Annotated in this window: 30 protein-coding genes and 1 riboswitch; of the genes, 19 read left to right on the top strand and 11 right to left on the bottom strand. The window is 68.9% G+C overall.

Features of this window, described 5'->3' with window-relative positions; all coding sequences use genetic code 11:
* The first annotated feature begins 6 nt into the window (after positions 1-6).
* The 13 genes from folE to clpC1 all read left to right on the top strand — a co-directional run bounded on the left by folE (position 7) and on the right by clpC1 (position 11908).
* Positions 7-624, top strand: a complete 618-nt coding sequence (gene folE, locus ACWDUN_RS11070) for a GTP cyclohydrolase I FolE (protein ID WP_449928381.1) — start codon at positions 7-9, stop codon at positions 622-624.
* A gap of 29 nt (positions 625-653) precedes the next feature.
* Positions 654-1457 (top strand): dihydropteroate synthase, encoded by an 804-nt coding sequence (gene folP / locus ACWDUN_RS11065; RefSeq protein ID WP_449928817.1) that lies wholly within the window; start codon positions 654-656, stop codon positions 1455-1457.
* Positions 1450-1830, top strand: coding sequence for a dihydroneopterin aldolase (gene folB / locus ACWDUN_RS11060; RefSeq protein WP_449928379.1), 381 nt, complete (start codon positions 1450-1452; stop codon positions 1828-1830). Before folP ends, folB begins: the two co-directional genes overlap by 8 nt.
* A complete protein-coding gene (gene folK, locus ACWDUN_RS11055) occupies positions 1827-2330 on the top strand; it encodes a 2-amino-4-hydroxy-6-hydroxymethyldihydropteridine diphosphokinase (RefSeq protein WP_449928377.1) in 504 nt (167 codons plus the stop codon). Before folB ends, folK begins: the two co-directional genes overlap by 4 nt.
* Positions 2330-2815, top strand: coding sequence for a DUF3180 domain-containing protein (locus tag ACWDUN_RS11050; RefSeq protein ID WP_449928375.1), 486 nt, complete (start codon positions 2330-2332; stop codon positions 2813-2815). Before folK ends, ACWDUN_RS11050 begins: the two co-directional genes overlap by 1 nt.
* A gap of 58 nt (positions 2816-2873) precedes the next feature.
* Complete coding sequence (locus tag ACWDUN_RS11045; RefSeq protein ID WP_449928373.1) at positions 2874-4037, top strand: DUF6779 domain-containing protein; 1164 nt, start codon at positions 2874-2876, stop codon at positions 4035-4037.
* A 79-nt stretch (positions 4038-4116) separates the two neighbouring features.
* Positions 4117-5034, top strand: a complete 918-nt coding sequence (locus tag ACWDUN_RS11040) for a Rossmann-like and DUF2520 domain-containing protein (RefSeq protein WP_449928371.1) — start codon at positions 4117-4119, stop codon at positions 5032-5034.
* Positions 5031-5966, top strand: a complete 936-nt coding sequence (gene panC / locus ACWDUN_RS11035; protein WP_449928369.1) for a pantoate--beta-alanine ligase — start codon at positions 5031-5033, stop codon at positions 5964-5966. Before ACWDUN_RS11040 ends, panC begins: the two co-directional genes overlap by 4 nt.
* Complete coding sequence (gene panD / locus ACWDUN_RS11030; protein WP_449928367.1) at positions 5966-6373, top strand: aspartate 1-decarboxylase; 408 nt, start codon at positions 5966-5968, stop codon at positions 6371-6373. Before panC ends, panD begins: the two co-directional genes overlap by 1 nt.
* A gap of 2 nt (positions 6374-6375) precedes the next feature.
* Positions 6376-7179, top strand: coding sequence for a type III pantothenate kinase (locus ACWDUN_RS11025; protein ID WP_449928365.1), 804 nt, complete (start codon positions 6376-6378; stop codon positions 7177-7179).
* 15 nt (positions 7180-7194) lie between these two features.
* Positions 7195-8694, top strand: a complete 1500-nt coding sequence (gene lysS / locus ACWDUN_RS11020) for a lysine--tRNA ligase (RefSeq protein WP_449928363.1) — start codon at positions 7195-7197, stop codon at positions 8692-8694.
* A 107-nt stretch (positions 8695-8801) separates the two neighbouring features.
* The gene (gene lsr2, locus ACWDUN_RS11015) at positions 8802-9143 is read left to right on the top strand and encodes a histone-like nucleoid-structuring protein Lsr2 (protein ID WP_449928361.1); all 342 of its coding nucleotides are present in this window, start codon (positions 8802-8804) and stop codon (positions 9141-9143) included.
* Positions 9144-9382: 239 nt separating this feature from the next.
* Positions 9383-11908, top strand: coding sequence for an ATP-dependent protease ATP-binding subunit ClpC (clpC1, locus tag ACWDUN_RS11010; RefSeq protein ID WP_449928359.1), 2526 nt, complete (start codon positions 9383-9385; stop codon positions 11906-11908).
* Positions 11909-11967: 59 nt separating this feature from the next.
* On the opposite strand, the gene ACWDUN_RS11005 is transcribed toward clpC1, so the two are convergent.
* The 6 genes from ACWDUN_RS11005 to mhuD form a co-directional block, all read right to left on the bottom strand.
* The gene (locus tag ACWDUN_RS11005) at positions 11968-12750 is read right to left on the bottom strand and encodes an energy-coupling factor ABC transporter ATP-binding protein (protein ID WP_449928357.1); all 783 of its coding nucleotides are present in this window, start codon (positions 12748-12750) and stop codon (positions 11968-11970) included.
* On the bottom strand, positions 12743-13486 hold the full coding sequence (locus ACWDUN_RS11000) for a CbiQ family ECF transporter T component (RefSeq protein WP_449928355.1): 744 nt from the start codon (positions 13484-13486) through the stop codon (positions 12743-12745). Before ACWDUN_RS11000 ends, ACWDUN_RS11005 begins: the two co-directional genes overlap by 8 nt.
* 9 nt (positions 13487-13495) lie before the next feature.
* The gene (locus ACWDUN_RS10995) at positions 13496-13843 is read right to left on the bottom strand and encodes an energy-coupling factor ABC transporter substrate-binding protein (RefSeq protein ID WP_449928353.1); all 348 of its coding nucleotides are present in this window, start codon (positions 13841-13843) and stop codon (positions 13496-13498) included.
* Positions 13844-13845: 2 nt separating this feature from the next.
* Positions 13846-14565 (bottom strand): energy-coupling factor ABC transporter permease, encoded by a 720-nt coding sequence (locus ACWDUN_RS10990; RefSeq protein ID WP_449928351.1) that lies wholly within the window; start codon positions 14563-14565, stop codon positions 13846-13848.
* A 37-nt stretch (positions 14566-14602) separates the two neighbouring features.
* Positions 14603-14802, bottom strand: a riboswitch (cobalamin riboswitch).
* A gap of 31 nt (positions 14803-14833) precedes the next feature.
* Complete coding sequence (locus ACWDUN_RS10985) at positions 14834-16186, bottom strand: serine hydrolase (protein WP_449928349.1); 1353 nt, start codon at positions 16184-16186, stop codon at positions 14834-14836.
* A complete protein-coding gene (gene mhuD, locus ACWDUN_RS10980) occupies positions 16167-16478 on the bottom strand; it encodes a mycobilin-forming heme oxygenase MhuD (RefSeq protein WP_449928348.1) in 312 nt (103 codons plus the stop codon). The genes ACWDUN_RS10985 and mhuD overlap by 20 nt, the downstream gene beginning before the upstream one ends.
* Before the next feature lie 42 nt (positions 16479-16520).
* Between mhuD and ACWDUN_RS10975 the strand changes: the two genes are divergently transcribed.
* Positions 16521-17291: an alpha/beta fold hydrolase gene (locus ACWDUN_RS10975; RefSeq protein WP_449928347.1), complete on the top strand. Its 771-nt coding sequence runs from the start codon at positions 16521-16523 to the stop codon at positions 17289-17291.
* Here the strand turns inward: ACWDUN_RS10975 and ACWDUN_RS10970 are convergent.
* Complete coding sequence (locus ACWDUN_RS10970) at positions 17265-17519, bottom strand: hypothetical protein (RefSeq protein ID WP_449928346.1); 255 nt, start codon at positions 17517-17519, stop codon at positions 17265-17267. The two genes, ACWDUN_RS10975 and ACWDUN_RS10970, sit on opposite strands and share 27 nt — an antisense overlap.
* Positions 17520-17590: 71 nt before the next feature.
* Between ACWDUN_RS10970 and ACWDUN_RS10965 the strand changes: the two genes are divergently transcribed.
* Entirely contained in the window at positions 17591-18559 is a 969-nt protein-coding gene (locus tag ACWDUN_RS10965) for a GlxA family transcriptional regulator (RefSeq protein WP_449928344.1), read from the top strand.
* On the opposite strand, the gene ACWDUN_RS10960 is transcribed toward ACWDUN_RS10965, so the two are convergent.
* Positions 18556-19440 carry an A/G-specific adenine glycosylase gene (locus ACWDUN_RS10960; RefSeq protein WP_449928342.1) on the bottom strand — a complete coding sequence of 295 codons (885 nt, stop codon included), beginning with the start codon at positions 19438-19440 and terminating at the stop codon, positions 18556-18558. The two genes, ACWDUN_RS10965 and ACWDUN_RS10960, sit on opposite strands and share 4 nt — an antisense overlap.
* A 10-nt stretch (positions 19441-19450) precedes the next feature.
* Here ACWDUN_RS10960 and ACWDUN_RS10955 point away from each other — a divergent pair, with 10 nt between their 5' ends.
* Together ACWDUN_RS10955 and ACWDUN_RS10950 are read left to right on the top strand one after the other, a co-directional pair.
* Positions 19451-20071, top strand: a complete 621-nt coding sequence (locus tag ACWDUN_RS10955) for a carbonic anhydrase (protein ID WP_449928340.1) — start codon at positions 19451-19453, stop codon at positions 20069-20071.
* A 100-nt stretch (positions 20072-20171) separates the two neighbouring features.
* Positions 20172-20963 (top strand): hypothetical protein, encoded by a 792-nt coding sequence (locus ACWDUN_RS10950; RefSeq protein ID WP_449928338.1) that lies wholly within the window; start codon positions 20172-20174, stop codon positions 20961-20963.
* A 2-nt stretch (positions 20964-20965) separates the two neighbouring features.
* Here the strand turns inward: ACWDUN_RS10950 and disA are convergent, their stop codons facing one another.
* From disA to ACWDUN_RS10935, 3 genes are read right to left on the bottom strand one after another with little or no spacing between them, the layout of a single operon-like run.
* A complete protein-coding gene (disA, locus tag ACWDUN_RS10945) occupies positions 20966-22045 on the bottom strand; it encodes a DNA integrity scanning diadenylate cyclase DisA (RefSeq protein ID WP_449928815.1) in 1080 nt (359 codons plus the stop codon).
* Positions 22046-22087: 42 nt separating this feature from the next.
* Entirely contained in the window at positions 22088-23479 is a 1392-nt protein-coding gene (radA, locus tag ACWDUN_RS10940; protein WP_449928336.1) for a DNA repair protein RadA, read from the bottom strand.
* Between the two features lie 39 nt (positions 23480-23518).
* Positions 23519-24106, bottom strand: coding sequence for a hypothetical protein (locus tag ACWDUN_RS10935; protein WP_449928814.1), 588 nt, complete (start codon positions 24104-24106; stop codon positions 23519-23521).
* A gap of 224 nt (positions 24107-24330) precedes the next feature.
* Here ACWDUN_RS10935 and carD point away from each other — a divergent pair, with 224 nt between their 5' ends.
* Entirely contained in the window at positions 24331-24819 is a 489-nt protein-coding gene (gene carD / locus ACWDUN_RS10930; protein WP_449928334.1) for an RNA polymerase-binding transcription factor CarD, read from the top strand.
* A complete protein-coding gene (gene ispF / locus ACWDUN_RS10925; protein ID WP_449928332.1) occupies positions 24820-25290 on the top strand; it encodes a 2-C-methyl-D-erythritol 2,4-cyclodiphosphate synthase in 471 nt (156 codons plus the stop codon).
* Positions 25291-25328 lie beyond the last annotated feature (38 nt).

Here is a 25328-nt window from a genome sequence, read left to right as displayed (position 1 = left end):
GCGTCGATGACGACGTCGGGCAAGAACGGTGAGAGCACGGCCGGTTTCATCCAGGCGGCGTTCGACCAGCCGCGCGCCGAGGCCGCGGTGCGGGAACTGCTGATCGCCGTCGGCGAGGATCCCGACCGACACGGGCTGGTGGACACCCCCGCCCGGGTGGCGCGGGCCTTCAGGGAGATCTTCGCCGGGCTCTACACCGATCCCGACGATGTGCTCAACACCAGCTTCGACGAGCAGCACGACGAGTTGGTGCTGGTCAAAGAGATCCCGATGTACTCCACCTGCGAGCACCACCTGGTGTCCTTCCACGGGGTGGCCCACGTCGGTTACATCCCGGGTCTCGACGGCCGGGTGACCGGCCTGTCCAAGATCGCCCGGCTGGTCGACCTCTACGCCAAGCGTCCCCAGATCCAGGAGCGGCTGACCGCACAGATCGCCGACGGGCTGATGCGCAAGCTCGATCCGCGCGGCGTGATCGTGGTGGTCGAGGCCGAACACCTGTGCATGGCCATGCGCGGCGTCCGCAAGCCCGGTGCCACCACCACCACGTCGGCCGTGCGCGGACAGTTCAAGACCGACAAGGCGTCCCGGGCCGAGGCACTGGAACTGATCCTGCGCAAGTGAGCGTCATACGCACGGATGTGCCGGTGGTGATGGGGGTCCTCAACGTCACCGATGACTCGTTCTCCGACGGCGGCCGTTTCCTCGACCGTGACCGGGCGCTCGAGCACGGGCTGGCCCTGGTGTCGGCCGGTGCCACCATCGTCGACGTCGGTGGCGAATCGACCCGTCCCGGCGCCGTCCGCATCGAGGCGCCGGTGGAAACCGCCCGGATAGTGCCGGTGGTGCGCGAGCTGGCCGCCGCCGGCGTGACCGTCAGCATCGACACCATGCACGCCGCGGTGGCCGCGGCCGCGCTGGAAAACGGTGCCCGGATCGTCAACGACGTGTCCGGCGGGCGCGCCGATCCCGCCATGGCCGGTGTGCTGGCCGATGCGAACGTGCCGTGGATCCTCATGCACTGGCGATCGGTGAGCGCCGAGCATCCGCACGAGGTACCGGCCTACGGCGATGTCGTCGCGCAGGTGCGCGCCGAACTGCTGCACAGCGTCGACGCCGCGGTCGGCGCGGGGGTGGACCCGCAGAATCTGATCATCGATCCCGGGCTCGGTTTCGCCAAGACGGCACAACACAATTGGCAGCTGCTGCGCGCGCTGCCGACCTTCGTCGACACCGGGATCCCGGTGCTGGTGGGGGCGTCGCGCAAGCGTTTCCTGGGCACCCTGCTGGCCGGTCCGGACGGCGAGCCGCGCCCGCCGTCCGGTCGGGAGACGGCCACCGCGGTGCTGTCCGCGCTGGCCACCCAACACGGCGCCTGGGGCGTGCGGGTGCACGATGTGCAGGCCTCGGTTGACGCGCTGAAGGTGCTGCGAGCATGGGAGGACGGGCATGGCTGACCGAATCGAACTGCGCGGGTTGAAGGTTCGCGGTAATCACGGCGTCTTCGACCACGAACGCCGCGACGGCCAGGACTTCATCATCGACATCACCGTCTGGGTGGACCTGCACACCGCGGCGGCCTCCGACGACCTGGCCGACACCCTGGATTACGGCGCGCTGGCAAAACGGGCCGCCGCGGTGGTCGCCGGACCGCCGCGCAACCTGATCGAGACGGTGGCCGGTGAGATCGCCGAGGACGTGATGAGCGACGAGCGGGTGCACGCGGTCGAGGTCGTCGTGCACAAACCCGCGGCCCCGATTCCGCTCACCTTCGACGATGTCGCGGTGGTGGCGCGCCGCTCACGCCGCGGCGGGCGGGGCGGCACATGAGTGTGGCGGTGCTTTCGATCGGTTCCAACATCGGAGACCGGTTGGCCCATCTGCAGTCGGTTATCGACGGTCTGGACGACCGGGTGCGCGCCGTGTCGCCGGTGTACGAGACCGACGCTTGGGGCGGCGTCGAACAGCAGGCATTCCTCAACGCGGTGCTGATCGCCGAGGACCCCGGCTACACAGGCCGCGACTGGTTGCGGCACGGGCAGCGGCTGGAGGCAGCCGCGCAGCGGGTGCGCGAAGTCCACTGGGGCCCACGCACCCTCGACGTCGACGTCATCACCTGCCGTGACGGTGCCACCGAACTGCGTTGTGCGGACGCCGATCTCACCCTGCCGCACCCGTACGCCGGGCAGCGGGCGTTCGTGTTGATCCCGTGGCTGGCCGCCGACCCCGAGGCCACCCTGTCGGGACGTCCGGTGGCAGAGCTGCTCGCCGGTATCTCCGCCGAGGAACGCGATGGTGTCCGCCGCACCGACCTGGTGCTGACGACCTGATGGGACTGACCCGCAAACGCGACCTGGCCGCGGCCACCGCGGTCACGGCCGTGCTGGCCTACCTGCTCGTCACCGGTCTGTACCGGTGGTTCCCGCCGATCACAATGTGGACCGGGGTGTCGCTGTTGGCGATCGCCGTGGCCGAGGCGGGCTGGGCCTACGTCGTCCGGGGCCGCATCGAGGACGGCAAGATCGGTGTCGGAGCGGGCCGGTTGGATCCGTTGGCGGTGGCCCGCTCGGTCATCATCGCCAAGGCCTCGGCCTGGGTCGGTGCGTTGGTGCTCGGCTGGTGGATCGGTGTGCTGGGCTACCTGCTCCCGCGCCGGGACACCATGCGGGTCGCGGGGGAGGACACCGCCGGTGCCGTCGTGGCCGCGCTGTGCGCGCTGGCCCTGGTGGCGGCCGCGCTGTGGCTGCAGCACTGCTGCAAGTCACCGGATGATCCCGACAACAACGCCGATCACCTCGGCGGGGCGGCGGATTAGCCGAATCGCCGCGGCGGTCGACACGCGATCTGACCTGCGACCGGTACAGTCGGAGCCCATGACCGATCCGTCCCGCGGCATGCGCGTCAGGCGCGTCAACCGCAGGCCGGGCTGGGTCCTGCTGACCGCCCTGCTGGTGCTCGCGATCGTGTCCAGCACGGTGCTGGTGTTCACCAATCGCGTCGAATTGTTGAAGCTGGCGGTCGTATTGGCGCTCTGGGCGGCCGTGGCGGCGGCCTTCGTGTCGTTCATCTACCGGCGGCAGAGCGATCTCGACCAGGCCAAGGTGCGCGACCTCAAGTACGTCTACGACCTCCAGCTCGACCGCGAGATTTCGGCGCGGCGCGAATACGAGCTTGCCGTCGAGACCCAACTGCGCCGCGAACTCACCGCCGAGCTGCGCGCCCAGTCCGCCGACGAGGTCGCGGCCCTGCGCGCCGAGCTCGCGGCGTTGCGCGCCAACCTGGAGATTTTGTTCGACACCGACCTTGATCAGCGGCCCGCGCTGGAGACCGAGCGCCCGGCGGGACGGGTGATCGCCAGCCGCCTGGACAGCCCGGTCCGCAGTGAGGCCGACCCGCGCACCGAGGAAAGCCCGATCATCGACGTGCCGGCCGAACCCACCCCGCCCGAGCATCAGTGGGGGCCACCGCCGGAGCCCTTCGGCGGTGCGCACCGCCGTTCGTCGGGCAGCGAGCAGCCCGCGCCGTGGCAGGCTCCCGCCCCCGAACCCACACCGCCGCCGCGAGTACAACCGGTGGCACCGTCCGAGCCGCTGGCCGCCCAGTGGAATCCGGCCCCGGCCGAGGGACAGTGGATCCCGGTCGGCACACCCGGCAGCAACTGGGCCCAGCCCGAGCCGCAGGCACCGCCCGCACCGCCGGCACAGCCGACGCCCCCGCCGCCCCCGCCCCCGGCCACCCAGGCGCAGGCAACACCGAGTGCCGAGCAGCGCCGCGGCCGCCACGCCAATCCCGACGCCGAGGCGCCCGAGCCGCGCCGGGCCCGTCACGCGGTACCCGCCGAGCCTGCCTCCGCCCCGGCCACGCCGCCACCGACCACACCGCCACCGGCAGCCGCGGCGCGGCACCGCAGCCCCGACGAGCCCGAGCCCGAACCGGCCGGCGGTCAGCACACCGGCGGCCAGCCGGTCTCGGAGCTGCTGTCGCGGTTCCAGGCCGCCCCCAGCGGAGGTGGCCGGCGTCGCCGCCGGGAGGAGTGAGCTAGGCTCACCGGAGACCGTCCGGTACCCGCAGTGCGGGACCGGAACGAACATCAGCGAATCTGCGAGGTCGTCTGTCATGGTCGACGGACTCCGTCCGGCCCGGCTCTCCGTCGGGGTGATCTCGGCCGGCCGGGTGGGCACCGCGCTCGGCCTCGCGCTCGAGCGCGCCGAACACGTCGTGGTCGCCTGCAGCGCGGTCTCGGCCGCCTCCCGCGATCGGGCCGCCCGGCGGCTACCGGATACCGCGGTGCTGCCGGTGGCCGATGTCGCGGCCCGCGCCGAACTGCTGCTGCTGACGGTGCCCGACGCCGAACTGCCGGGGCTGGTATCCGGGTTGGCGGCCACCGGGGCGGTGCGCCCGGGCACCATCGTCGTGCACACGTCGGGGGCCAACGGGATCGCGATCCTGGCACCGCTCACCGAGCAGGGCTGCCTGCCGCTGGCCATCCATCCGGCGATGACGTTCACCGGTTCCGACGAGGACATCACCCGGCTGCCGGAAACCTGCTTCGGTATCACCGCCGCCGACGAGATCGGGTACGCCATCGGCCAGTCGCTGGTGCTGGAGATCGGCGGGGAGCCCTTCCGCGTCCGCGAGGACGCCCGGACGCTGTATCACGCGGCGCTCGCGCACTCGGGCAACCACCTCATCACCGTGGTGCTCGACGCGGTCGACGCGCTGCGTGACGCGCTGCGCGGCCAGGAATTGCTCGGCCAGGAACTCGTCGTCGACGCACCCGGCGGGCTGGCCGAGCGCATCATCGCGCCACTGGCGCGAGCCTCACTGGACAACGCCCTGCAGCGTGGCCAGGCCGCGCTGACCGGACCGGTCGCCCGCGGTGACGCCGCCGCGGTGGCCCGCCACCTGAGCGCGCTCACCGAAGCCGATCCCCAACTGGCTCAGGCTTATCGGGCCAATTCACTGCGTACCGCCCAGCGCGCGCATGCACCCGCGGATGTGTTCGAAGCACTCGTCGACAAGGAGACACCGTGACCGATCGCCGACCGCCGGCGTTCAAGGCCGGAGAACTCAACATCTACCGCAGGCCGGCCGATATCGCCGACGTGACCAGGGCGCTGCGCACCACGGGGCGTCGCATCATGCTGGTGCCCACCATGGGGGCACTGCACGAGGGCCACCTCACGCTGATCCGGCGCGCCCAGCAGGTGCCCGGTTCGGTGGTCGTGGTGTCGATCTTCGTCAACCCCACCCAGTTCGGCGCCGGTGAGGATCTCGATGCCTATCCGCGCACGCTCGACGAGGACCTGGCCGCACTGCGCGGTGAGGGCGTGCAGATCGCCTTCACCCCGACCGTCGCGGATATGTACCCGGCCGGCCCGCGCACCTCGGTGCATGCCGGCGACTTGGCATCCCAGCTCGAAGGTGCTTCGCGGCCAACACATTTCGCCGGGATGCTGACCGTTGTCATGAAACTTCTGCAGATCGTCCGGCCGGATCGCGCCTTCTTCGGTGAGAAGGACTATCAGCAGCTGGTGCTGGTGCGGCAGATGGCCGACGATCTGAACCTGGACACCCGCATCGTCGGGGTGCCGGTCGTGCGCGAGGCGGACGGGCTGGCGATGTCCTCGCGCAACCGCTATCTCGACGAGCTGGAACGCGAACAGGCCTGTGCCATCCCCTCGGCGCTGCTGGCCGGGATGTACGCCGCCGGTGAGGGTGTCGAGGCCGCCCTGGATGCGGCGCGCGCCGTGCTCGACGAGGTGCCCGCCATCAGCGTGGACTACCTGGAGGTCCGGGACAACTGGCTGGGGTCCGCGCCGCGGACCGGCTCGGCCCGGATGCTGCTGGCGGTGCGGCTCGGGCGCACCCGGCTGCTGGACAACATCGCGATCGATCTCGGCACGCCCTCGGGCAACGGTCCCGACGTCGCCTACGACGAGCACGAATTGCCCTGGAGGAACTGATGTTACGCACGATGCTCAAATCCAAGATCCACCGCGCGACCGTCACCCAGGCCGATCTGCACTATGTCGGCTCGGTGACCATCGACGCCGATCTGATGGATGCCGCCGACCTGCTGGAGGGCGAGCAGGTCACCATCGTCGACATCGACAACGGCAACCGGTTGGTCACCTACGCCATCACCGGTGAGCGCGGCAGCGGCGTGATCGGGATCAACGGTGCCGCTGCGCATCTGGTGCATCCCGGTGATCTGGTCATCCTCATCGCCTACGGCACCATGGAGGACGCCCGGGCACGCGAGTACCGGCCGCGCATCGTGTTCGTCGACGCCGACAACAAGCAGATCGATCTCGGGTCCGATCCCGCCCACGTGCCGGCCGATGCCTCCGGCCTGATGTCGCCGCGCTGACCGTGCTGCTCGCCATCGACGTCCGCAACACCCATACCGTCGTCGGGTTGATCTCGGGTACCGGCGACCACGCCAAAGTGGTGCAGAACTGGCGGATCCGCACCGAGTCCGAGGTCACCGCCGACGAACTGGCGCTGACCATCGACGGTTTGATCGGTGACGATTCCGAACGCCTCACCGGTGCCACCGCGCTGTCGACGGTGCCCTCGGTGCTGCACGAGATCCGGTTGATGCTCGATCAGTACTGGCCCTCGATCCCGCAGGTGCTCATCGAACCCGGTGTCCGCACCGGCATCCCCCTGTTGGTGGACAACCCCAAGGAGGTCGGGGCGGACCGCATCGTCAACTGCCTGGCGGCCTTCAACAAGTACCACTCGCCGGCCATCGTGGTGGATTTCGGTTCGTCGATCTGTGTCGATGTGGTGTCGGCCAAGGGGGAGTTCCTCGGCGGCGCGATCGCCCCCGGGGTGCAGGTGTCCTCCGATGCCGCCGCCGCCCGATCGGCGGCGCTGCGCCGGGTGGAGCTGACCAGGCCACGCTCGGTGATCGGCAAGAACACCGTCGAGTGCATGCAGTCCGGCGCGGTGTTCGGATTCGCCGCGCTGGTCGACGGGCTGGTCGACCGGATCCGCGCCGATGTGTCCGGATTCGGTGGTGCCGACGTGGCCGTCGTGGCCACCGGCAACTCGGCACCGCTGGTGCTTCCCGACCTGCGCACCGTCGGTCACTACGACCGGCATCTGACGCTGGAGGGGCTGCGCCTGGTCTTCGAGCGCAACCGCGACAACCAGCGCGGTCGCCGCTGATTAAGCTGGCATGTCGTGAGTTCTGATGTCGACGACACCCCCGAGCAGTACCGGATCCGCCAGGCCAAGCGCGAGCGGTTACTCGCCGAGGGGCGTGATCCGTACCCGGTGCAGGTGGCGCGCACCCATTCGCTGGCCGAACTGCGGCAGGCCTACCCCGACCTGCCGGTGGACGCCCAGACCGGCGACATCGTCGGGGTGGCGGCGCGGGTGGTGTTCGCCCGCAACACCGGCAAGCTCTGTTTCGCCACGCTGCAGGACGGTGACGGTACCCAGCTGCAGGTCATGATCAGCCTGGCCGAGGTGGGCCAGGAGTCGCTGGACGCCTGGAAGGCCGATGTCGACCTCGGCGACATCGTCTTCGCGCACGGCCAGGTGATCAGCTCGCGACGCGGTGAACTGTCTGTGCTGGCCGATTCCTGGCAAATCGTGTCCAAGGCGCTGCGGCCGTTGCCGGTGGCGCACAAGGAGATGAGCGAGGAGTCGCGGGTCCGGCAGCGCTATGTCGACCTGATCGTGCGTCCAGAGGCGCGCAGCATCGCCCGCCAGCGCATCGCCGTGGTGCGCGCAGTGCGCTCGGCGCTGGAGCGGCGTGGCTTCCTGGAGGTCGAGACCCCGATGCTGCAGACATTGGCCGGCGGCGCGGCGGCCCGACCGTTCATCACGCACTCGAATGCGCTCGACGCCGATCTCTACCTGCGCATCGCGCCGGAGTTGTTCCTCAAGCGGTGTCTGGTCGGTGGATTCGAGAAGGTTTTCGAGCTGAATCGCAACTTTCGAAACGAAGGCGCCGATTCCACGCATTCCCCGGAATTCGCGATGCTGGAGACATATCAGGCTTACGGTACGTACGACGATTCCGCCGTGGTGACGCGTGAACTCATTCAGGAAGTCGCCGACGAGGCGCTCGGAACCCGCCAAGTGCCACTAGCCGATGGCACTGTCTATGACCTCGACGGCGAATGGCAGACGCTGGAAATGTATCCCTCGCTGTCGGCCGCCCTCGGTGAAGAGATCACCCCGGAAACCACGCTGGAACGCCTGTTGTCGATTGCCGACCGGCTCGGTGTCGAGATTCCCACCGACCGCGGTTACGGACACGGGAAATTGGTCGAAGAACTGTGGGAACACACCGTCGGTGAGACGTTGTGGGAACCGACGTTCGTGCGTGACTTCCCGGTCGAGACCAGCCCCTTGACCCGCGCGCATCGCAGCATTCCCGGTGTCACCGAGAAGTGGGATCTTTATGTGCGCAAGTTCGAATTGGCCACGGGTTACTCGGAACTGATCGATCCCGTCATTCAGCGTGAACGTTTCGAGGCGCAGGCCCGGGCCGCCGCCGCCGGTGACGACGAGGCAATGCGCCTCGACGAAGATTTTCTCGCCGCATTGGAGTATGCGATGCCACCGACAACCGGTACCGGAATGGGTATTGATCGTCTGCTGATGGCTTTGACGGGCCTGACGATTAGAGAGACGGTTTTGTTCCCGATTGTGCGCAGGAACTCAAACTGACTGCATTCACCGATGTGGTTGTTGAATGAATTCCTTCGGTATGTAAGCATTGCTGCAGGGGTTCGGGGTGAATCTACGAGTGGCCACAGAAGGGTCAGTGTGAGCTAATGGCGAAGAAAGTGACCGTCACGTTGGTCGACGATTTCGACGGTGAAGCCGCCGCGGATGAGACCGTCGAATTCGCCCTCGACGGCGTGAGTTACGAGATCGACCTTTCTTCCAAGAACGCCGCGAAACTGCGTAATGACCTCAAACAGTGGGTGGAGGCCGGCCGCCGGGTCGGTGGCCGTCGTCGGGGGCGTTCGGCCGGCACCGGGCGCGGGCGCGCCGCCATCGATCGCGAGCAGAGCGCGGCCATCCGCGACTGGGCCCGCCGCAACGGCCACAATGTGTCGACGCGGGGCCGGATTCCGGCCGATGTGATCGACGCCTTCCATGCGGCAACGTAGCCGCAGGTTGCCCTGATCCGTCGATTCGGCGGCGATTCTGAACTTCGCTGACGGCGAACTGTTCAGCCGCGTTTTCCGGAAACGTTCGGCCGTTGCTGTGCGTTATGTCTTCGACCCCGCCATGTGGGCTTGGCACCAGCGGGGCAGCTATGGGCCCAGCCCACTAGAGTGGATGGCAGGTGCGGCGAGTTGTACAGCGCACGTTGCCGACCTACGTGAGGAAGAGCAGGTAACCACGGATGTTCGAACGATTTACCGACCGTGCCCGTCGGGTCGTCGTCCTGGCTCAGGAAGAAGCCCGGATGCTGAACCACAACTACATCGGCACCGAGCACATCCTGCTGGGCCTCATTCACGAAGGTGAGGGCGTAGCGGCCAAGTCGCTCGAGTCGCTGGGCATCTCCCTGGAGGGTGTGCGCAGCCAGGTCGAAGAGATCATCGGCCAGGGACAGCAGGCCCCGTCGGGCCACATCCCGTTCACCCCGCGCGCCAAGAAGGTGCTGGAACTCTCGCTTCGGGAGGCCCTGCAGCTCGGCCACAACTACATCGGCACCGAGCACATCCTGCTCGGCCTGATCCGCGAGGGTGAGGGCGTGGCCGCTCAGGTCCTGGTCAAGCTCGGCGCCGAACTGACCCGGGTGCGCCAGCAGGTGATCCAGCTGCTGAGCGGCTACCAGGGCAAGGAGGCCGCCGAGGCGGGCACCGGAGGCCGCGGAGGCGAATCCGGCAACCCGTCGACCTCGCTGGTCCTCGACCAGTTCGGCCGCAACCTGACCGCCGCCGCCATGGAGGGCAAGCTCGATCCGGTCATCGGCCGTGAGAAGGAAATCGAGCGGGTCATGCAGGTGCTGAGCCGGCGCACCAAGAACAACCCGGTGCTGATCGGTGAGCCCGGTGTCGGCAAGACCGCCGTCGTCGAGGGCCTGGCGCAGGCCATCGTGCACGGCGAGGTCCCCGAGACGCTGAAGGACAAGCAGCTCTACACCCTGGACCTGGGTTCGCTGGTGGCCGGCAGCCGCTACCGCGGTGATTTCGAGGAGCGCCTGAAGAAGGTGCTCAAGGAGATCAACACCCGCGGCGACATCATCCTGTTCATCGACGAGCTGCACACGCTCGTCGGTGCCGGTGCCGCCGAGGGCGCGATCGACGCCGCCAGCATCCTGAAGCCCAAGCTGGCCCGCGGTGAGCTGCAGACCATCGGCGCGACCACGCTCGACGAGTACCGCAAGTACATCGAGAAGGACGCCGCCCTGGAGCGCCGCTTCCAGCCGGTGCAGGTGGGCGAGCCGACCGTCGAGCACACCATCGAGATCCTCAAGGGTCTGCGCGACCGCTACGAGGCCCATCACCGCGTCTCGATCACCGACGGTGCGCTGGTCGCCGCGGCGACCCTGGCCGACCGGTACATCAACGACCGGTTCCTGCCGGACAAGGCCATCGACCTGATCGACGAGGCCGGCGCCCGGATGCGTATCCGCCGGATGACGGCTCCGCCGGACCTGCGCGAGTTCGACGAGAAGATCGCCGACGCCCGCCGGGAGAAGGAGTCCGCGATCGACGCGCAGGACTTCGAGAAGGCCGCCAACCTGCGCGACCGCGAGAAGCAGCTGGTCGGTCAGCGTGCCGAGCGGGAGAAGCAGTGGCGCTCGGGTGATCTGGACGTCGTGGCCGAGGTCGACGACGAGCAGATCGCCGAGGTGCTGGGCAACTGGACCGGTATCCCGGTGTTCAAGCTGACCGAGGCCGAGACCACGCGCCTGCTGCGCATGGAAGAGGAACTGCACAAGCGGATCATCGGCCAGGAGGATGCCGTCAAGGCCGTCTCCAAGGCGATCCGCCGCACCCGTGCCGGCCTGAAGGATCCCAAGCGTCCGTCCGGCTCGTTCATCTTCGCCGGTCCGTCCGGTGTCGGTAAGACCGAGCTGTCCAAGGCGCTGGCGAACTTCCTGTTCGGCGACGACGACGCGCTCATCCAGATCGACATGGGCGAGTTCCACGACCGCTTCACCGCCTCGCGGCTGTTCGGTGCGCCTCCGGGCTACGTCGGCTACGAGGAGGGCGGCCAGCTCACCGAGAAGGTGCGCCGCAAGCCGTTCAGCGTGGTGCTGTTCGACGAGATCGAGAAGGCCCACCAGGAGATCTACAACACCCTGTTGCAAGTCCTGGAGGACGGTCGCCTCACCGACGGTCAGGGCCGCACGGTCGACTTCAAGAACACCGTGCTGATCTTCACCTCGAACCTGGGCACCTCCGACATCAGCAAGGCGGTCGGGCTGGGCTTCACCCAGGGCGGCGGCGAGAACAACTACGAGCGGATGAAGCTCAAGGTTCACGACGAGCTGAAGAAGCACTTCCGTCCGGAGTTCCTCAACCGCATCGACGACATCATCGTGTTCCACCAGCTGACGCAGAACGAGATCATCGAGATGGTCGATCTGATGATCGGCCGGGTCGGCAATCAGCTGCGGGCCAAGGACATGGAGATGGAGCTCACCGATCAGGCCAAGGCGCTGTTGGCCAAGCGCGGTTTCGATCCGGTGCTGGGTGCCCGGCCGTTGCGCCGCACCATCCAGCGCGAGATCGAGGACCAGCTGTCCGAGAAGATCCTCTTCGAAGAGGTCGGACCGGGCCAGATCGTCACCGTCGACGTCGAGGGCTGGGACGGCGAGGGCGCCGGCGAGAACGCGAAGTTCACCTTCTCCGGTCGGCCCAAGTCGGCCGGGTCCACCGAGGACGCGGACCTGGCGGCCACGGTCGCCGAATAGCGCACACCGTGAGACGGGCGGTCACCTGACACAGGGTGGCCGCCCGTTTTGCGTGCCGGTCAGAGCTGATCGGGTCGGGTCACGATGCGACCCAGCGTGCGCGAGACGGCCGCGCCCCACCCGATGCCCAGCCGCGCGCCGGTGAGCACCGCCTCGTCCAGCAGCAACTCGTGGGTGCAGCCGCGCGACAACCCCGTCGCGCCCAGGACCAGGCTTTCCTGCGACCAGGTCCACGCCACGTCGACCTCGTGGGTCGCCAGGACGATCGCCGTGCCGCCATCGGCCAGCGCGCTCAGCGTGGCCAGCAGATCCTCGACCGCCCGCGGGTCCAATCCGGCGGTGGCCTCGTCGAGCAGCAGCACCCGCGGCCGCATGGCGACCGCCCCGGCGATCGCCACCCGCTTGCGCTGCCCGAAGGAGAGCAGATTCGGGGTCCGGTCGGCCAGATCGGCGATACCCAGCGCGTGCATCGCCTCGTCGACCCGGTCGATCACCTCGGCCCGGCCCAGGCCGAGATTGGCCGGGCCGAACGAGACGTCGGCCCGCACGGTCGCGGCGACGATCTGGTCGTCGGGTTCCTGCAGGACCATCTGCACCCGGCTGCGCAGCCGGGTCCGGTCGGCGCGTGACCGGGTCAGGACGGTGCCGTCGAGGCGGACATGACCCGCGGTCGGCTCGGTCAGACCCACCAGGATCCGCAACAACGTCGTCTTACCGGAGCCGTTGGCGCCCAGCAGCGCGATCCGTTGCCCGGGCCGCAACGAGAGGTCGACACCGTCGAGCACCCGCGGTCCCCGCGGGTAGCTGAACCCGACACCGGCCAGGGCGAGGACCTCATCCATTCCAGAGTCTCCAGGACAGCAGGGATACGACCGCAATCACAGCAAGCAACGCGGTGGACAGCGCCAGCCGGGCCGGACGCACCGGCCGGTCGGCGGTGAGGACGGCGGTGCAGCCGGGTTCGGCGCGCAGCGACATCGCCTCCGACATCGCCCGGGCCCGGTCGGTCGCGCGGACGAAGATCAGCGCGGTCTGCGAGCCGATGGCCGCGATGGCATCCCGCGGATTGCGCAATCCCAATCGCAGCCCGACCGCCTCGCGGGCGCTGCGCGCCGACTGCACCAGGATCCCCACCAGCCGATAGGTCAGGTCGGCGACATGGCACAGCGGGGCGGGCACCCCGGCGCGGCGCGCCAGGTCCAGCAGGTCTGCCATCAACGTCGTCAACGCCAGTCCGATGGTGGCCGCCGAGGCCGCCATCGAGCGCAGCGCGGTGTCCACGGCCAGATCCACACCGCCGGGTTCCAGGTGCGCTCCGCCGCGCAGGCTGACCGCGATGGGCACCGACCCGATCGCGATGAACAGCACCGGACCGAGCAACACCAGCAGGAACAACCGCACCCGCACCCGGGCCAGCACCAGCGTCACCACCGCGGTTGCGGCGAGAACCAGCGGTGCTGCCGTGCGCGGTGGCAGCACCATCGCGCACAGCAGCAACCCCGCGAACAGGAACAGTTTCTCGGCGGCGGGGTCACGCGCCCACCGGTTCTGGGCGGCGCTGATCTCGAGCGGATTCACGCGGGCGGCTTACCGCTGGGCGGTGGCCGCTTCTTTCCGTCCCCGGTGCCGGCCGGCGTACCAGCCGATCGCAGCACCCAGGATCAGACCACCCGCACCGGCCTGGATGGCGAACAGACCGGATTCGACCTCGCCGGGCAGTTCGCCGACCAGCGGGGAGAACCACGGCTCGTAGTCCGCGTGGATCTCGGTGATCACTTCCTCGGCCTGTCCGTCGGCGCCACCGAACTCCGCGTCGGAGTCCTGCGAGTAGCCGTACAGCAGCGAGCCGATGGTGATGATTGCGGCCAGCCCCAGCAGCGCGATCGTCATCATCACGACCGAGCGCCCGGTCGAGGTGGTGTTGGCGGTGCTCACGTTCAGACCTCCTTGCGATCGCCGACGGGCAGTTCGTCATCGGCGCCGGCCGGCATGTCGGCGCGCCGCAGGAAGCCCAGCCGCACCAGTTCCGAGGACGCCACCTGCATCAGCACCCGCACCACGACGACGGTGACCAGGCCCTCGACGATGGCCAGCGGTACTTGGGTGGCCGCGAAGACGGCCATGAACTCGGCGAAGCTCTCCCCGAAACCGCCTTCGGCGGCCGGGAAGGCCAGGGCCAGCTGGAAGCTGGTGACGATGTAGGTGAACAGGTCGGCGACGAAGGCCAGCGCGAACACCGCCGGCAACACGCCCACCCCGGCCTTGCGCAGCAGGTAGAAGACGCCGAAACCGGCCCACGGTCCGGCGATCGCCATCGAGAACGCGTTCGCGCCGAGGGTGGTGATGCCGCCGTGGGCCAGCAGCAGCGCCTGGAACAGCAGCACGATGGTGCCCAGGAACGCCATCACGGGTGGTCTGAAGATCGCCGTGCCCAGGCCCGTGCCGGTCGGATGCGAGCTGGAGCCCGTCACCGACGGCAACTTGATGGCCGACATGACGAACGAGAACGCGCCGACCGCGGCCAGCAGCGGACCCGCGGACGGGTGCTTCCTGACGGTGACGACGACCTGTCGGGCGCCGTAGACGACGAATGGGGCCGACGCGACGGTCCATCCGATCGCGTGCGCCGCAGGTAGGAATCCCTCTGCGATGTGCATATGTCTGACGTGCCTTTCCGCCCAGCACCTCGTGGGCATCGATATCGGTGCTGCGGCCGGTCTCCTGGCTCACGGGTCCACCGGACCACCGTGGTGGTCCGCAACGCCGGAGTCCGCCTTCCCGCCCGCACGACGTGCGAGCAGTGGCACCGATGGACGCCGACTTCCCGTTTACAGTGGCGAGGGCCGCCCCGGTTTCACACCGGGTTCCCGAACGCCGCAGCAGGGCGAGCATACATCGCGGTATGCGCATGAGTCGGCGATGTGGTCAGCTGCCCACCGGGATCAGACCGAATGACTCGGTGGCGACCGACAGCAACCAGGTCGCCGCGGTCAGGCTGCGATACTGCGGCCAGTTGAGCTGATAGCTGACCACCCAACCCTGCCCGGTGCGGTCCTCGGCGTACCAGCTGAACGTGAGGTCGCCGGGCAGGTTGCCGCCCTTGGCGCCGACATAGCCCCACCGGGATTCGTCGAGTTCGATGCCGGGGGTGGCCGACAGGATGTCGCGTACCGGTGCCGCCGGCCCGGTCGCGGCGGCCTGCAGCGCGGCGTGCACCCGGCAGATGTCCATCGGGGTGCCGTACCACTCGATGCCGTACGGCGAGGCCGGGACCCGGGTGAGCATCGGATCCGGTTCGTAGGGAAGGGCTCTGGTGTCCGCGAGCATCTGCGCGCGGCGCTGCGGGGACGCGTTTTTCCACTCGGCGCGCACATCGGGCTTGCCCCAGCCGATGGAGAACAACTCGTGCGCGGTGGGGAAAGGCGTCATCTTCGACGGGTCGTGATGGCCTGCGGTGACCAGCGCCCGTTCCACCGCGCCGGGACCGAGGCGGGCCATCAACATGTCGGTGGCCATATTGTCGCTCGCCGAGATCATCTGCTGCGCAGCATCTCTCACCGATACCGTGGATCCGGGCTCGAGCTCGTCGAAGCCCGCCGAGCCGACGGCCTTGTCCGCCTTGGTGATGGTCAACCGCTCGTCCCAGTCGACGGTTCCGGCGTGGACCGCATCGGCGAGCGCGAGCAGCACGTACAGCTTGAAGATCGACGCCAGCGGCATGGACTTGTCGACGTCGGTGCCCGCGACCTGCACGCACTTGCCGTCGTCGACCTTGGACACCTGATAGGCGTAGGCGGCACCGGAGCGGGCGATCGCGGCGTCCACATCCGACCACTGCCGGATCCGGGGTTTGTCGACGGTGACCTCGAAGCGGTCGACGAGACCGCCCGCACCGGTGCGCATCTCGATCATCTGCTCGATGCCGTAGGAATTGCGCACGTGCAGGGTGGCCTGCCCGGCGCCCAGTGACATGGCGGTGACGGTGATGGGGCGGTCGGCCCAGAGCCGGTCCATCGCCCCGGCGACGTATTCCACCTGTTGCGGCGCGGCCAGCGTGGCCACCGGCACGACCCCGATCGGCCAGTCGGAGTTGACCATGTCCAGCAGTTGCTTGGCGCGCAGCCCCTGCGGGGTGTTGGTCTCGATGTGCATGCCGTACGCCGCATCGGCCACCGGCGGGCCGGTGTGGGCGCAGCCGGATGCCGCGAGGACGGCAGCGGTGGCCAGGGCGGCTATCTGCAGCGCGCGCCGCGGCGTGTTACTTACCGGTCCCCGCAACGTCCAACACAACCTCGAACTCCAGCAGTGAGGCACCGGTGGCGACCGGCTTGTTCTGCTGGCCGGCGTGCGCCTCCACGGCGGGGCCCTGGGCCCAGGCCTGGAACGCCTCTTCGGACTCCCACTGCGTCACCACGAAATAGCGGTCCTCGCCCTTGACTGGGCGCAGCAGCTGGAAGCCGAGGAAACCGGGCTGGTTGTCGACGGCGTGGGCGCGATGTGCGAACCGCTTCTCCAGTTCCGGGCCTGCGTCGGCCGGGACCTCGATGGCATTGATCTTCACGACGGGCATGTGCATGAGGCTACCCGGGCCGGCCCCCGGCAGGATGTCGGCATGCGAAGCGATCTTTTGACCGCGCGCGGTGGCACCGGTGCGCCGCTGGTCCTGGTGCACGGGCTGATGGGACGCGGCAGCACCTGGTCGCGTCAACTGCCGTGGCTGACCGCGCTGGGGACGGTGTACACCTACGACGCGCCGTGGCACCGGGGTCGCGATGTCGCCGATCCGTACCCCGTCAGCACGGAGCGTTTCGTGCAGGATCTGGGCGACGCGGTGGCCGGACTCGGCTGCCCGGTGACGCTGATCGGGCATTCGATGGGCGGCCTGCACTCGTGGTGTCTGGCCGCGCAGCGCCCGGATCTGGTGACGGCCGTCGTCGTCGAGGACATGGCGCCGGACTTCCGCGGCCGCACCACCGGGCCGTGGGAGCCGTGGCTGCGCGCCCTGCCGGTCGAGTTCGATGCGGCCGAGCAGGTGTACCGGGAGTTCGGCCCGGTGGCCGGGCAGTACTTCTTGGAGGCCTTCGATCGGACCCCGACCGGCTGGCGGCTGCACGGTCACACCGATCGATGGATCGAGATCGCCGCGCAGTGGGGCACCCGCGACTACTGGCAACAGTGGCGCGATGTGCGCGCCCCGGTGCTGCTGCTGGAGGCCGGCGGCACCGTGGCACCGCCGGGGCAGATGCGCCAGATGCATGAAACGGGTTACCGCACAACCTATCTGCAGGTGCCGGGGGCGGGACATCTGATCCACGATGATGCTCCCGACGCCTATCGCGACGCCGTACACGGCTTTCTAACGACGCTCGCCGGAGGCGCTTGAGGCGGGCCAGACGGGGTGCTCGGAGAACCGGCTGCGGATGGCGTCGAGTTCGTGCTGGGTGCGCAGCCCGTCGCGGTCCTCGGCGTGGAAGCTACCGGCCAGTGGTGCGGCGATGCGGAACTGATCCAGGGACAACCGCAGGATGCCCTGGCGGTGGGCGGCGCGGATCAGGAACGCGCCCAACAGGAACGGCGCGAGTATGGCGAGGGTGATCAGTGCTGTGGTCATGGCAGTAATACTCCGTTGATAAATATCCAGCCAACAGTGGCAGGAATGACACCTTGAGATAAAATGCTGCCATGGCGATATCGAGCGTATCGGTGCTGGTGCTGGACGGTCTAGCGATTTTCGAGTTCGGCGTGATCTGCGAGGTGTTCGGCATCGACCGATCCGCCGACGGGGTGCCGAACTTCGATTTCAAGGTGTGCGGACCGCGGGCCGGCGAGCCCATCCGCACCTCGGTGGGCGCGACGCTGACTCCCGACCACGGCCTGGACGAGCTGACCGGCGCCGACCTGGTGGCGATCCCCGCCATCAGCGGATCCGACTACCTACCCGAGGCGCTGGATGCGGTGCGCCGCGCCGTCGACTCCGGGTCGACCGTGCTGACGGTCTGCTCGGGCGCCTTCCTGGCCGGTGCGGCCGGACTGCTCGACGGCCGGCCGTGCACCACGCATTGGATGCACGCCGACGACCTGGCCGCCGCGCACCCGACCGCACGGGTCGACCGCAACGTGCTGTTCGTCGACGACGGCAACCTGATCACCAGTGCGGGCACCGCGGCCGGTATCGATGCCTGCCTGCACCTGGTGCGCCGCGAGTTGGGCGCCGAGGTCACCAACAAGATCGCCCGCCGGATGGTGGTCCCGCCACAGCGCGACGGCGGTCAGCGCCAGTACATCGATCAGCCCATTCCGGCTCGCTACTCCGAAGGCTTTGCCCCGCAACTGGACTGGATTCTGGCCAATCTGGACAAGCCGCACACGGTGGCCTCGCTCGCCGCGCGGGCGAACATGTCGGCGCGCACCTTCGCCCGCCGCTTCGTCGACGAGACCGGGCGCACCCCGATGCAGTGGGTGACAGATCAGCGGGTGCTCTACGCGCGCCGACTGCTCGAGGAGACCGACCTGGACATCGACCGGGTCGCCGACCGCTGCGGATTCGGCACCGCGACGCTGTTGCGCCACCACTTCCGGCGGATCATCGGGGTGACACCGTCGGATTACCGTCGCCGGTTCTCCTGCGACTCGTGCGAGGAGAGCGCCTAGTCACCCTCGCCCGCGAGCGCGAACAACCCCGCCGCGGTCTGCTCCACCAGACCGTCGGTCAGCAGCGAATCCAGCGCGCGGTCGCGCTGGGCGGTATCGGACAACCAGGCCACATCGAGCTGGGCTCGCGTCACCGGCGCCGCGCTGGCGCGCAGCACGTCCAACAATCGCCCGCGGGCCTGACGATCGGTGCCGGCATAACGCTGCACCCGGCGCGCCGGAGTGGTCGCCGGCGGGTGGCCCGCTGACTTCCACCGGCACGCGGGCAGCGGACACAACCCGCAGCGCGGGTTGCGCGCGGTGCACACGATCGCCCCGAGCTCCATCAGCGCCGCCGAAAACCGCGGCGCCGCAGCACCTTCGGGCAGCAGGGCGGCCACCTCGGCCAGATCGCGAGTGCTGGCCGGGGCCTCGGCGCAGCCGTGCACCACCCGCGACACCACCCGGCGCACATTGGTGTCCACCACCGGGACCCGTTGCCGATAGGCGAAGCACGCGACCGCCCGTGCGGTGTAGGCGCCGATACCGGGCAGGGTCAGCAGGGTCTCGACATCGTCGGGCACCACATCGTCGTACTCGGCGGCGATCACCGTCGCGCACTCGTGCAGCCGTTTGGCGCGGCGCGGATAGCCGAGCTTGCCCCAGGCCCGCAGCACCTCGGCCGGCCCGGCCGCAGCAGTTGCCGACGGCGTCGGCCAGCGCGCCACCCAGTCCAGCCAGATCGGCTCCACCCGGCTGACCGGGGTCTGCTGCAGCATGAACTCACTGACCAGGATCTGCCAGGCCGTCACACCCGGCCGGCGCCACGGCAGATCGCGTTCGGCGGTGTCGAACCAGGCCAGCAGGTCATCCGGGTCGATGCCGTATTCGGACTGGGGCATACTTCTCGTCATGCCGAACTCGAATCCGATCTCCGCGTGGAAGGCACTCAAAGAGGGTAACGAGCGCTTCGTCGCCGGCCAGCCCGAGCATCCCAGCCAGGGCATCGAAGACCGGGCCCGGCTGACCGAGGCGCAGAAGCCCACCGCGGTGCTGTTCGGCTGCGGTGACAGCCGGGTGGCCGCCGAGCTCATCTTCGACCAGGGCCTCGGCGACATGTTCGTGGTCCGCACGGCGGGTCACGTCATCGACTCCGCGGTGCTCGGCTCGATCGAATACGCCGTCGGCGTGCTCAACGTCCCGCTGATCGCCATCCTCGGCCACGACAGCTGCGGCGCGGTGAAGGCCACCCTGAACGCCCTGGACGACGGTGAGATCCCGGGTGGCTACATCCGCGACATCGTCGAGCGCGTCATGCCGTCGATTCTGGCGGGCCGCCGTGACGGCCTGAGCCGGGTCGACGAGTTCGAGGCCCGCCACGTCGAGGAGACCGCCTCGCAGCTGATGGCGCGGTCCACCGTCATCGCCGACCGCGTCCGCTCGGGTGAGCTGGCCATCGTCGGCCTGACCTACCACCTGGCCGACGGCCGGGTACAGCTGCGCAATCACCTCGGCGACATCGGCGAGGTCTGACCCGACCGCCGCAGATCACGAAATGATCTGAGGAAGGTCACAGAAGACACGCCGATCCGCCTCGGACAACCTGACCTGACCGCGGCTTACCGTTGAGGTCGTGCTAGACACCGAACCGCACCGCCCGCTGCCACCGGAGATCTACCGGCGACGCAGAGCGCTGGCAATAGGGGTTGCGGTCGTGGTCATCGTACTCGTGGCCGGCATCGTCGCGATCGTCGTGTCGATGACCGGCGGGTCCGAGCCCACCGCCGCCGAGCAGTCGGCCGAGGCGACGCCGACCGCCGCCGCACCCACCCCGTTACCGGGTGAGGAGCCGGGCGTGAAGACCCCGGTCGTGCCGCCGGCACAGGCCGCGCCACCGCCGGTGCCGACGCCGACCACCGCGGTCGTTCCGCCGCCGGTGCTGCAGGCCGGTGAGGACTGCCCGGACTCCACGCTGGCGGTCAAGGGAATCACCAGCGCACCCGATTACGTCATGGGCGATCAGCCCAAGTTCACCATGGTCGTCACCAACATCGGCCTGGTCGCCTGCAAGCGCGATGTCGGCGCCGCGGTGCTGGCCGCCTACGTCTACTCGCTGGACAACAACCGGCTGTGGTCGAACCTGGACTGCGCCCCGTCCAACGAGACGCTGGTCAAGGAGTTCGCGCCGGGCGAGCAGGTCACCACCGAGGTCACCTGGACCGGGATGGGTTCGGCCCCGAACTGCCCGCTGCCGCGCGAGGCGATCGGCCCCGGCACCTACAACCTGGTGGTGCAGTTGGGCAACCTGCGCTCGGCCACGGTGCCGTTCATCATGGCCGAGGCGGCCCCGCCGGCGCCCGCCGATGCGCCGCCGCCGGCGGACGCCCTGCCGCACGATGGCAGCGGCGCGGCCCCGGGCAACTGACGTCAGGCCAGCTGGTCGGCGATCGTCGACTCGGCCAACTGGGACAGGCCCTCGCGGATGTGGCGGGCCCACATCGAACCGATACCGTCCACCGACTGCAGATCCGTGGCGCTGGCCGCCAGCACGCCCTGCAGCGAACCGAACGAACGCACCAGCAGGTCGACGTGGGCGAACTGCAGGCGCGGGATGCCGGCCATCGCCCGGTACCCGCGTGAGCTCATCGCCGAATCCTGCGCCTCCAGCGTGGACGGGTAACCGAACACTCGCGCCAGCGTCGTGAAGTCCAGCAGTTCGTTGTCCGACAGCGAGTCCAGTTCCTCCAGCGTCGCGCTGACCTGCGCCGCACTCGGCGGGTCGGGGTTGGCGTGGTAGTCGCGCACGATCAGTTCGCGGGCTGTGTCGTTGTCGCCCACCAGCTCCTCGAGCTGCAGCTTGAGCTGACGGCCGTCGGTGCCCAACTCGACGACATCGGCGTCGATCTCCAGGCTGATTCGGCGCACCATCTCCAGGCGCTGCGCCACCGTCATGACATCGCGCAGCGTCACGAAGTCCTCGATCTCGGCGGTGGAGAGCTGCCGGTTGACCTCGTCGAGACGCGATTTGTAACGCTCCAGGGTGGCGATCGTCTGGTTGGCCCGCGACAGGATGGTCGGGGTGTCCGGGACGACGTGGCGTTCCCCGGCGGCGTACACCGTCACGATGCTCATCGAGTGGCTGACCGAGATGACGGGATAACCGGTCTGCACCGCGGTGCGTTCGGCCGAGCGGTGCCGGGTGCCCGACTCGTCGGTCGGGATCGAGGGATCGGGCACCAGCTGGACGTTGGCCCGCAGGATCCGGGTGCCGTCGGTGGACAGCACCACCGCCCCGTCCATCTTCGACAGCTCACGCAGCCGCGTCGGCGCGTACAGCACGTCCAGGGAGAACCCACCGTCGCAGATGGCCTCGACGCTGTCGTCGTAGCCCAGCACGATCAGGGCGCCGGTACGGCCGCGCAGGATGCGTTCCAGACCGTCGCGCAGGGCGGTGCCCGGCGCCAGGCGCCCCAGCGTCTCGCGCAACGTCGGCCGGGCCAGATGCACCACGCTGCGGTTGCCCCTGGATTTCACCGCCATCGCGCCTCCTTATCGGGGGCCATTGTCGTCGATCGAGCGCAGCCGCCGCAATGCCGTGGTGATGTCGTCGGCGACCGTCAGCGTCAGCCCGGCCGGCACATCCTTGACCCCGGGCGGCACGACGGCATGGGTGAAACCCAGCCGGGCCGCCTCGGCGAGCCTGCGATCCATCCCGCTGACCCGGCGCAGATCGCCGGCCAAACCCACCTCGCCGATCGCGATCGCGGTGGCGGGCATCGCGATATCGGTATAGGCCGATGCGATCGCCACCGCCACCGCCAGATCCGACGACGGGTCGGTCAGTCGCATACCGCCGACGGTGGAGACGTAGATGTCGTGCTGTCCCAGCGGCAGTTTGACGCGTTTCTCCAACACGGCGGTGATCATCGCGGCGCGCGCGGAGTCGATACCGCTGACCGCGCGTCGTGGGCTGCCGGTCTTCTCGGCGCCGATGAGCGCCTGCACCTCCCCGATGAGCGGGCGCTTGCCGTCCAGGGTGACCGTCACCGCCGTTCCCGAGACCGGGGCCGAACGCTCATCCCGGAACAACCCCGACGGGTCGGCCACACATTCGATCCCGTTGTCGTGCATCAGGAAACACCCGACCTCGTCGGCCGCGCCGAACCGGTTCTTCACCCCGCGCACCATCCGCAGCGCCGAGGTCCGGTCACCCTCGAAGTGCAGCACCACGTCGACCAGATGCTCCAGCGAGCGGGGTCCCGCGATGGCCCCTTCCTTGGTGACGTGCCCGACCAGCAGCAGCGCGACACCGTCGGGGCCTGCCGCCTTCGCGTACGAGGTGAGCGCGGTGGTCACCGCGCGGACCTGGGTCACCCCGCCGGTGACACCATCGGCCTCCGCGCTGGACATGGTCTGCACCGAATCGACCACCACCAGGGTGGGCCGGACCGCCTCGATGTGGCCGAGCGCGGTCTGCAGGTCGGACTCGGCGGCCAGGTACATCTCGTCATGGGTGCACCCGGTGCGCTCGGCGCGCAGCCTGATCTGCCCGGCGGATTCCTCCCCGGACAGGTACAGCGCGCGGCGGCCGGTGCGGGCCCAGCGATGCGCCACCTCCAGCAGCAGGGTGGACTTCCCGATGCCGGGATCACCGGCCAGCAGGCACACCGAACCCGGCACCAGTCCACCGCCGAGCACGCGGTCCAGTTCGGACACCCCGGTCGGCAGATGGCGCGTCACCCCGGGATCGATTGAGGTGATCGGTACCGCGGGGGAGGAGGGCGCCACGGCCCGGCGGGTGGAGTGGGCGTTCAGCGAGGAGAGCGCGACGACTTCGTCGACGGTGCCCCAGGTGCCGCAGTCCGAGCACCGTCCCACCCATTTGGGCGTGACGTGATTGCACTCGGAACACCGGAATTGCGAACGTACTTTCGAAGCCACGTCATGACGGTAGCCGTCACATCTGACAGAACGTCAGATTCAGTGGCCGCCGCCCTCGCCGTGTCCACCACCGTGTCCACCGCTGACGACCGGGTCACCGTCGCGGCGCGGTTCCTCGCCGGCCGAGATCGGCACCGCCAACGTCGTGGCGCCGGCGTTCTGGAAGTTGAAGGTGAAGTCGTACATCAGACCGTTGGTGATCGGCTCGGTGAGGGTCACCTCGGCGGTCACCTCGTTCTCGCGCTCGGCGACGGCCAGTTCCATCGGGTCGTCGGGCTGGCCGACCATCAGCAGGCCGCCGGCCGGGACGACGGCGTCGCCGCTGAGCGTGACGGTGCCGACCTCGGAGGTGACCGACAGCAGCTTGTCGGCGACATCGGTGGAGTTGTTGGCCGCGGCGAAGATCAACTCGACCTCGGTGCCCGGGCGGACGTAGTCGGTGGTCTGCGGCGCGCGCAGGAAGACGTTGCGCAGCGCGATGTTTCCGACGTTGTCGACGGTGCCGTTGACGGCGGGCTGCTGATTGGCGCTCTGGGAGATCTGACCGGCGCTGCAGCCGGTGAGGGCGAGACCGGCGATCAGGGCGCCGGCGGCCAGTCGGGACGCGCGCGCGTTGGAGCGGTTCACTGCGACCACTGGAGCCTCCTGCACGGGGGGAACGATTCGACTATGCACTGTAGTAGGTGGTGATCCGGGGCGGTAGCCGAGGTCGGGTGTGGGCCCGTGCACTGCATGAATCGGCCACCCTGTCAACCCCTGGTCTTCACCTGCGATGCCCCTGACCTGCATAGTTGTTCCCCGCCTGTCGGACGCCCGTGATAAGATCGACTGGTGAAAGGGGCTCGAAACTGATGATTTTCAAGGTCGGAGACACCGTCGTCTATCCACACCACGGTGCTGCGTTGATCGAGGCTATCGAAACCCGGACCATCAAGGGCGAGCAGAAGGAGTACCTCGTCCTCAAGGTCGCTCAGGGGGATCTGACGGTTCGAGTGCCCGCAGAGAACGCGGAGTACGTGGGTGTGCGCGACGTCGTCGGCCAGGAGGGCCTCGACAAGGTGTTCCAGGTCCTGCGTGCGCCGCACACCGAGGAGCCGACCAACTGGTCGCGCCGGTACAAGGCCAATCTGGAGAAGCTCGCATCCGGTGACGTGAACAAGGTCGCCGAGGTGGTCCGTGATCTGTGGCGCCGCGACCAGGAGCGCGGGCTGTCCGCGGGTGAGAAGCGGATGCTGGCCAAGGCCCGCCAGATCCTTGTCGGGGAACTCGCGCTCGCCGAGAACACCGATGACGAGAAGGCCACCACCATTCTCGACGAGGCGCTGGCCGCCGCGTCCTAGGTGACGGATCTGCGCATCGGTCTGGGGACCGATGTCCATCCCATCGAGGCCGGACGACCGTGTTGGTTGCTGTGCCTGTTGTTCGACGGCGCCGACGGCTGCGCCGGTCACTCCGACGGTGACGTCGCCGCGCACGCCCTGTGCGATGCGTTGTTGAGTGCGGCGGGTCTGGGTGATCTCGGCGCGGTCTTCGGTACCGACCAACCACAGTGGCGCGGTGTCGGCGGCGCCGACATGCTCGGCCATGTCCGCAGTCTGCTGGCGGCCGAGGGCCTGCGGGTGGGCAATGCCGCGGTCCAGGTGATCGGCAACCGGCCCAAGATCGGGCCGCGCCGCGTCGAGGCCCAAGAAGTGCTGTCCGAATTGCTCGGCGCTCCGGTGTCGGTGTCGGCGACGACCACCGACGGGCTGGGACTCACCGGTCGCGGCGAGGGGCTTGCGGCCATCGCCACGGCCCTGGTGGTCAGATAACCCCACTGGTCAGAAAACCCCATGACGGCCGGTAAGCT

It is taken from the genome of Mycobacterium sp. NPDC003323 (assembly GCF_053589535.1).
The sequence above is the reverse complement of the archived record's forward strand: the minus strand, read 5'-3'. Positions and strand labels throughout refer to the sequence as shown.

Excerpts from the sequence above, each read along its gene's own strand:
- folE (WP_449928381.1), top strand. The coding sequence starts at position 7 with ATGACGACGTCGGGCAAGAACGGTGAGAGCACGGCCGGTTTCATCCAG.
- folP (WP_449928817.1), top strand. The coding sequence starts at position 654 with ATGGGGGTCCTCAACGTCACCGATGACTCGTTCTCCGACGGCGGCCGT.
- folB (WP_449928379.1), top strand. The coding sequence starts at position 1,450 with ATGGCTGACCGAATCGAACTGCGCGGGTTGAAGGTTCGCGGTAATCAC.
- folK (WP_449928377.1), top strand. The coding sequence starts at position 1,827 with ATGAGTGTGGCGGTGCTTTCGATCGGTTCCAACATCGGAGACCGGTTG.
- ACWDUN_RS11050 (WP_449928375.1), top strand. The coding sequence starts at position 2,330 with ATGGGACTGACCCGCAAACGCGACCTGGCCGCGGCCACCGCGGTCACG.
- ACWDUN_RS11045 (WP_449928373.1), top strand. The coding sequence starts at position 2,874 with ATGACCGATCCGTCCCGCGGCATGCGCGTCAGGCGCGTCAACCGCAGG.
- ACWDUN_RS11040 (WP_449928371.1), top strand. The coding sequence starts at position 4,117 with ATGGTCGACGGACTCCGTCCGGCCCGGCTCTCCGTCGGGGTGATCTCG.
- panD (WP_449928367.1), top strand. The coding sequence starts at position 5,966 with ATGTTACGCACGATGCTCAAATCCAAGATCCACCGCGCGACCGTCACC.
- lsr2 (WP_449928361.1), top strand. The coding sequence starts at position 8,802 with ATGGCGAAGAAAGTGACCGTCACGTTGGTCGACGATTTCGACGGTGAA.
- clpC1 (WP_449928359.1), top strand. The coding sequence starts at position 9,383 with ATGTTCGAACGATTTACCGACCGTGCCCGTCGGGTCGTCGTCCTGGCT.
- ACWDUN_RS11005 (WP_449928357.1), bottom strand. The coding sequence starts at position 12,750 with ATGGATGAGGTCCTCGCCCTGGCCGGTGTCGGGTTCAGCTACCCGCGG.
- ACWDUN_RS10990 (WP_449928351.1), bottom strand. The coding sequence starts at position 14,565 with ATGCACATCGCAGAGGGATTCCTACCTGCGGCGCACGCGATCGGATGG.
- mhuD (WP_449928348.1), bottom strand. The coding sequence starts at position 16,478 with ATGCCCGTCGTGAAGATCAATGCCATCGAGGTCCCGGCCGACGCAGGC.
- ACWDUN_RS10975 (WP_449928347.1), top strand. The coding sequence starts at position 16,521 with ATGCGAAGCGATCTTTTGACCGCGCGCGGTGGCACCGGTGCGCCGCTG.
- ACWDUN_RS10970 (WP_449928346.1), bottom strand. The coding sequence starts at position 17,519 with ATGACCACAGCACTGATCACCCTCGCCATACTCGCGCCGTTCCTGTTG.
- ACWDUN_RS10965 (WP_449928344.1), top strand. The coding sequence starts at position 17,591 with ATGGCGATATCGAGCGTATCGGTGCTGGTGCTGGACGGTCTAGCGATT.
- ACWDUN_RS10960 (WP_449928342.1), bottom strand. The coding sequence starts at position 19,440 with ATGCCCCAGTCCGAATACGGCATCGACCCGGATGACCTGCTGGCCTGG.
- ACWDUN_RS10955 (WP_449928340.1), top strand. The coding sequence starts at position 19,451 with ATGCCGAACTCGAATCCGATCTCCGCGTGGAAGGCACTCAAAGAGGGT.
- carD (WP_449928334.1), top strand. The coding sequence starts at position 24,331 with ATGATTTTCAAGGTCGGAGACACCGTCGTCTATCCACACCACGGTGCT.